6 protein-coding genes and 1 pseudogene are annotated in these 6,317 nt (G+C 30.5%); 1 reads left to right on the forward strand and 6 read right to left on the reverse strand.

What is annotated here, in order from left to right; genetic code table 11:
* Positions 1-1,025: pseudogene (locus ACVC2P_RS10000) on the reverse strand (hypothetical protein); the annotation flags it as partial.
* Between the two features lie 300 nt (positions 1,026-1,325).
* Here ACVC2P_RS10000 and ACVC2P_RS10005 point away from each other — a divergent pair.
* Positions 1,326-2,462 carry a virginiamycin B lyase family protein gene (locus ACVC2P_RS10005; protein WP_452598335.1) on the forward strand — a complete coding sequence of 379 codons (1,137 nt, stop codon included), beginning with the start codon at positions 1,326-1,328 and terminating at the stop codon, positions 2,460-2,462.
* 54 nt (positions 2,463-2,516) lie between these two features.
* Here ACVC2P_RS10005 and ACVC2P_RS10010 read toward each other — a convergent pair whose 3' ends face one another.
* From ACVC2P_RS10010 to ACVC2P_RS10030, 5 genes are all read right to left on the reverse strand, one after another.
* Complete coding sequence (locus ACVC2P_RS10010; protein ID WP_452598336.1) at positions 2,517-3,272, reverse strand: LytR/AlgR family response regulator transcription factor; 756 nt, start codon at positions 3,270-3,272, stop codon at positions 2,517-2,519.
* Positions 3,273-3,370: 98 nt separating this feature from the next.
* Complete coding sequence (locus ACVC2P_RS10015; protein WP_452598337.1) at positions 3,371-3,715, reverse strand: 2TM domain-containing protein; 345 nt, start codon at positions 3,713-3,715, stop codon at positions 3,371-3,373.
* A gap of 12 nt (positions 3,716-3,727) precedes the next feature.
* On the reverse strand, positions 3,728-5,074 hold the full coding sequence (locus ACVC2P_RS10020) for a 2TM domain-containing protein (RefSeq protein ID WP_452598338.1): 1,347 nt from the start codon (positions 5,072-5,074) through the stop codon (positions 3,728-3,730).
* Positions 5,075-5,704, reverse strand: coding sequence for a tetratricopeptide repeat protein (locus ACVC2P_RS10025; protein WP_452598339.1), 630 nt, complete (start codon positions 5,702-5,704; stop codon positions 5,075-5,077).
* Between the two features lie 115 nt (positions 5,705-5,819).
* The coding region (locus ACVC2P_RS10030; protein WP_452598340.1) for a sensor histidine kinase at positions 5,820-6,317 on the reverse strand (498 nt) is incomplete at its 5' end.

Raw genomic sequence — 6,317 nt, forward strand, 5'->3', positions numbered from 1 at the left:
TTAATTGTTAAATCTATAAATATTGTACTAAAGGCATTAGATATATTTATATCTGTTCCATTATGCTCAAGAGAACCGTCAGCTAAATTATCTCCATAAAAAACAGAACCTACTCTGAAAGAATTAGCAACTGAATTCCAAGTATTTGTTGTTAACAAAAAAACATTAGGAGTACCACTATAAATCATTGTTTGATTACTATTAAAACTAACATTTATAGAATCGATATTAAAATATAATACAAAAGTAGAAGGCCCTGTTTGTTGTTCTGAGACTGTTACTCTATAAAACCCATCATTAGGTATTGTTATAGCACTTCCTCCTTCAGTTATTTCGCCACTTAATCCGTTACCGCCATAAACAATATTTTCATTTTGAGCTGCTAAAAACTTTATTTCTGTTCCAGCGGTAAAGTATTTCATTCCAATAAATTGATTATCGTAAGGAGGTATATCGTATCCAAATTGTAATGCACTAGTGGCATCCCAGTTATTAAAGCTGCCATATAAATATAAGCTTGTAGGAATATTTGCAGGTTGATTTGATGTTGGTAACGACAATTCTCCATCGTCATTAACTGTTACTTCATACTCTGTTCCATTGGGAGAAGTTAGCACTATGGATGTACTTATTTCAGCTTTCTTAGCTTGTAAGGCATAAGGGACGCTAAGTAATTCGTTAGTACCTATTACATTATAATTAGTACCATTAGAGAGATCTACTCCTACTTGAAGAAAATATGGTCCTGTTTCCCAATTGATATTTGAAAAGTCATCTGATGTTGTTCCTATACCTATTTTTGCATTAACTATTCCTTCGTTACTAGTAGTTAAACTCTGCGTTTCTGAATAAACTACCGTACCAGAAATTGTACCTTGTAATAGATTAAACTGAAACCCCACATCTGAATTCGAAATTAGATCTCCCGAGTTATCTCTTACCACTGCTTGATAATTTAAAGATTCTGGAGTTTGAGAAAAAAGACTATTGACGACTAATAATAAAATGTAGAGACACTTTTTCATTGATTGATTGATTTTTATCAAATATAATTGTTAAGCTCCAAAACTCAATAATCTACTTTAATAATTTGTAGTTTTTCCAAATTAAAAATAGCGATCTCCCTTTAATTGCAGATATTCACTACTTATTAAACTCTATTATAGACTACAAATTGTTTATAATTACTACTTGTAACCCGTTCCCTCATTCAAAAGCTAATCTCCCTAAATGAAACTACCTGTTCACTCATTTATGATTTAATTAACATTTACAAACACTTAACTTACTACTAGTCAATTTATTAATCAACAAAAAAACGTATTATGAAAAAGATTATTTTATTATTGGTATTTCTTACTTGTTATGTAGGAAATACACAAACAGTTTCTACATTTTTTAGTGATGCAAATGCTATAATAGATGATGCCATGGTATTTGATTCTCAGGGCAACTTATATGGTTCCAATTTTGCTGGAGATTCGGTTTACAAAATTGCTCCAGATGGTACTTATTCAACATTTGTTTCTGGGCTAGCAAATCCTAATGGATTAGCATTCGATTCTCAAGATCATCTTTATGTTGTTGAATACTCTGGGCAAAACATTCATAAGTATGCTCTAGATGGTACTTTATTACAGACTTTTAATATAACAGATGGGTTTCCTTCAAATATTATAAAAGCACATAATAGTGATGCCATGATTTTTACTAATGTTAGCGACCAAAGTATTAATAAACTAGAGCCAAATGGTACTATTACTAAACTGTTTACAGGAGCGCCATTGAATACTCCTGTAGGTTTAACTTACGATAACCAAGGGAGATTATATGTTGGTAACTATATTGGTAGAGAGATTTACAGGCTAAAAAATAATGGTACTGTAAAGTACATTGCTACCATTCCAGATTCTGGCACCAACTTTCCTTATCTAGCATTTATTACTTATGCCAATAACTTATTGTGGGCAACTAATTACGGAGAACAAAAAATTTATACGGTGAGGCCAAATAAATTAGATGATGTGGCTATATTTTCTGGAAGTACTATTGGCACAATGGATGGGGATTATACAGAAGCAACTTATACTTATCCTGCTGGTATTATTTATAATGCAGATGAAGATGCGCTATACGTAAATCAATATTTTAATGGGAGTATTAGAAAAATTTCTGATATCTCAGATTACGAAAGGCCTAAATTAAAGTTTAAACTTTTTCCTAACCCTACACATTTTGTTACTTTTATAAAAGGAAAATTGCCAGCTCCAGGAGATTATAATATTTCAATTTTTGATTTTTCGGGACAATTAGTCTACGAAAGTAATAACACTGCTTATGGTACTATTATTTTTAAAAGTATCCAAATTAGCGATTTCAATACAACAAACACAAGTGGTACTTATGTTGTAAAAGTAAGTACAGGTACTTTTAGTATGTCTAAATTATTAGTCGTCAATTAATCATTTTACATTAAAACTTGAAGGTGTTTGAAATCTATTTTTAAGCACCTTTTTTTATTCTAACCACTGTTTAAAATCTTTTACGCGTTCTCTTGCCACAATAATATCTTGCTCATTGTAAGTGTTTAACTTTATTTGCAAACGCGAATTTGTGTAACTCACCATATCTTTAATGGCTTGGATATTAACAAAAAACTTACGATTAATTCTAAAAAAGGCTTGCGGCTCTAATTCTTCTTCTAACTGATCTAAGGTATTATCCAACAAATAGTTTCGGCCTTCTTTTGTAAATAAATAAGTGCCTTTGTTTTCGCTGTAAAAACATTCAATATCGTCTATATTTATTAACTTTAAATGTTGTCCTACTTTTACCGAAAATCGCTTTTTATATTCCCGTTCTATAGGATTAATAAGCAACTTTTTTATATCATTAAAATCTAAAGTTACGCTTTGCTTTTGTGGTAATCTTGTTTTAAATTTAGAAACTGCGGCTTCTAAATCATCATCGTCTATAGGTTTTAATAAATAATCTATACTATTTAACTTAAAGGCTTGTAATGCGTACTCATCGTAGGCCGTAGTAAATATAATAGCCGATTTAACCTCTACTGCATCAAAGATTTCAAAAGACAAGCCATCACTTAACTGAATGTCTAGAAAAATTAAATCGGGATGTTCATTATTTTGAAACCAAGCTATAGATTCCTCTACAGAATGTAATAATGTTTCTGCTTCCATATCTAAAGCTTGTAACATTCTCTGCAAGCGTCTTGCTGATGGTTTTTCGTCTTCTATTATTATTACTCTCATTATATGTTTTTGAATCTTCTTTATTTAATTTAAGTTCTAGAATACTTGCATTATAAGTATTATTACTGTTATAATGCCCTTTTTTTTTGATAAAATTATTATTCCCAGCGTTTTCTTTCTTTCTCCATATACTCTGCTATTTTACGTTCTTCCCATTCTTTCTTAAATAGAAAATTCTTTCCAAAAACGCCCAAAGCATGAAATGCCAACCCTATACCCCAAAAAAAGGCTGTAGAGAAAGTACCAAAACTCCAAAAATCTTCTCCAGAATGTCTTGCTATCATAATGATGATAAAAGCATTTACAATAATGTAAGATGCTAAATGCCAATAAAACCCCATTATTTTTTCTACTTTCTTTTTTGCTCTTAAATACGCTTCTTCTCTCTCAAAATGGCCATGAGATTCTTTCTCTTTATATTGTTCTATATTATAATTCTTCATAATACTAGGTTTTTAATTCCAACGGTTATTTTTTTCTTCTTCTATAAATTTCTCAATTTTACGTCGCTCCCAATCACGCCCTAAAATACCATCGTTTACAAACACTTTATAGGCGTGAAAAGATAAGCCTATTCCCCAACCTATAGCAGAGAACCAAAACCACTTAAACTCCCAATAGGTTCTGTAATTAATAAATATTAAAAAAGGAATCACTAGGCAATATGAAATAACATTGTAATAAAATCCTTTTAATTCTTCTACATGTTTACGTGCTCTTACATATGTATCATCAAATTCTTTTTCTATTTTTTGTTTCATCACTGTTATTTGTTTAGTAAGCATAGGGATAGCCACTTTAAAGGTGTCTTTAGTTTCGTATATACTCACTTGTTTGTTTGTTAATAATTGATAGCGTTGTTTAATATTACTAAGTCCTACTCCGCTACTTTTTTTAAGGACTTGTTTTGCTTGCAAATTATTTTCTACTATTAGCATGCCTTTATCTTCATATATTTTTATACGCAACGGCTTGCTAGAGGTAACGATATTATGCTTAACAGCATTTTCTAATAGTAATTGCAAGGATAATGGTACCACTTTAGTTTCTGGATTTACAGATTGCTCTGGAATATCAAAAACAATACTATCTTCAAATCTCATTTTTAATAAAGACATGTATGTTTTTGCAAATTTTAATTCTTCGTCTACTGTTACTAAATCCTTATTTTTCTGTTCTAATACGTAACGATATACTTTAGATAAACTTGTGGTAAACTTTTGCGCATTTTCTGGATGCTCTTCAATTAAGCTAGTTAATACATTAAGGCTATTAAATAGAAAATGCGGATCTAATTGATTTTTTAAAGCATCGAACTTTGCACTTGCTGTACCTGCTATTACTTTTTGTTCTTTTACTTTATTTTCTTGTCTAGATTTATAGTAATAAAATATATAAAAGGCAGCCGTTACTGTTATTGATATGGTTAACGAAAACCAGTAGTGTAACATTTTTTCGTTAGCTACAAACTCTACTGTTGGTGTTCCATAAATAATGACTTTTATAAAATAGCGCATTATAAAAATGGCCACTACAGAAATAATAACAGAAAATAATGCTGCTAGCAATAAATATTTAATTTCAAAGAGCCTGCTTTTATAGTGCCGTAATAAATATGTTAATACATATGCATTAGCCATATACAACACAATAGCATACATTTGGTTGTAAACAAAGTCTAAATAAAAATCTTCATTAATTTCTATATTAACACCATTAATATACATGATGAGTCCTCTAATTAAGAACACAATCACACCAATGGTAAATGCTTTGCCCAGGTCTTTAAAAAATTGTAACATTTAGTTTGCTTTACATGTTTTTAGTACTTCTTCTGCTCGTTCTTTTCCCCAATTTGGATGAAATGACGTTTCTGGTTTAAAGTTAGCGAAAAGTTCTACAGCTTTTTCTATGTCTTTACAAAATGGTGCAGTGTCTTTGCCAAAATATTTTGCTGCCCCCATATCCCACTCGGCTTTATTAAGAACTACTCTAGGGTTTTTAGGGTCTATTTTATAAGCTGTAGCATACAAGTTTGCTATTTTACCAGATAATAACATTCCATAAGTAGCGCCATCGCTAGCAACATAAACAGTATGTAATAATGCTTGTAAAACCATTATTTCTGGGTTATCTTTAGATATTGATGTTGCTTCATCTAAAAAGGCTTGTGCTCGTTTTAACTGTCCTTCTAGTTTTTCTTTGTCTTTTAAAATAGTAAAACCATCTAAAATAAGTACTTCTGCTGCATAATACGAGGGCAACCAATTGTCTTGTTCTGCACTCGAAATACGTTCAAACAGGTTAACTGCTTCGTCTGTTTTTTGTGCCTCCCATAAATCGAATGCCTTTTGCATTCCTTTTTCGTAATTAGTTTGTGCTGGTAAGTATGATGCAATCATAAATACAATAAAAAAAGCTAATCTATACATAATATTATATTTGTTTTAGTTACACTGCAAATATCTACCAGAATAGCCTCCTTTAAAAAAGTGCATTACCGAATTGTCATTTTTTATAGCTGAATTGTAATTCGTGAATACGTTGTTAGGTTACAGGGAATGTAATCATAGATAATACCTTCCCATCATTTCTATTTTCTAGCTTAAAATTAAAGTTACTTCCAAATAAGGTTTTTAAGCGTTCGTGGGTTGTTTTTAAACCTGTCCCCTTTTCTAGTAGTTTATTAAAATTGTCTTCTAAAGGGATACCATTATTTACTATTTCTATGGTAAGGTTATTTTCTGTTTTGTATATGGATAGCTTGATTTCTAATTCTGTAATATTATAACCGTAACCATGTTTTATTGCATTTTCTATTATAGGCTGCATTAATAAACTAGGTACTAAATAATTTTCTACGCCTTGTTCTATGGTTTTAGTAAACGTTAAATGATCTGAAAACCGCACAGATATAATATCCATATATTTATCTAAAAACTCTAACGATTTTTTTAAAGGAATCATGTGGGTTTCATTATAAGCAATAAATTCTCTAAACAAATCTCCAAAATCTGCAATAAGGTTTTGAGAGCGTTCTATATC

Source organism: Pontimicrobium sp. MEBiC01747 (assembly GCF_053601635.1).

Bases quoted from the DNA above. Each gene is read 5' to 3' on its own strand.
- ACVC2P_RS10005 (WP_452598335.1), top strand. From the start codon at position 1,326: ATGAAAAAGATTATTTTATTATTGGTATTTCTTACTTGTTATGTAGGA.
- ACVC2P_RS10010 (WP_452598336.1), bottom strand. From the start codon at position 3,272: ATGAGAGTAATAATAATAGAAGACGAAAAACCATCAGCAAGACGCTTG.
- ACVC2P_RS10015 (WP_452598337.1), bottom strand. From the start codon at position 3,715: ATGAAGAATTATAATATAGAACAATATAAAGAGAAAGAATCTCATGGC.
- ACVC2P_RS10020 (WP_452598338.1), bottom strand. From the start codon at position 5,074: ATGTTACAATTTTTTAAAGACCTGGGCAAAGCATTTACCATTGGTGTG.
- ACVC2P_RS10025 (WP_452598339.1), bottom strand. From the start codon at position 5,704: ATGTATAGATTAGCTTTTTTTATTGTATTTATGATTGCATCATACTTA.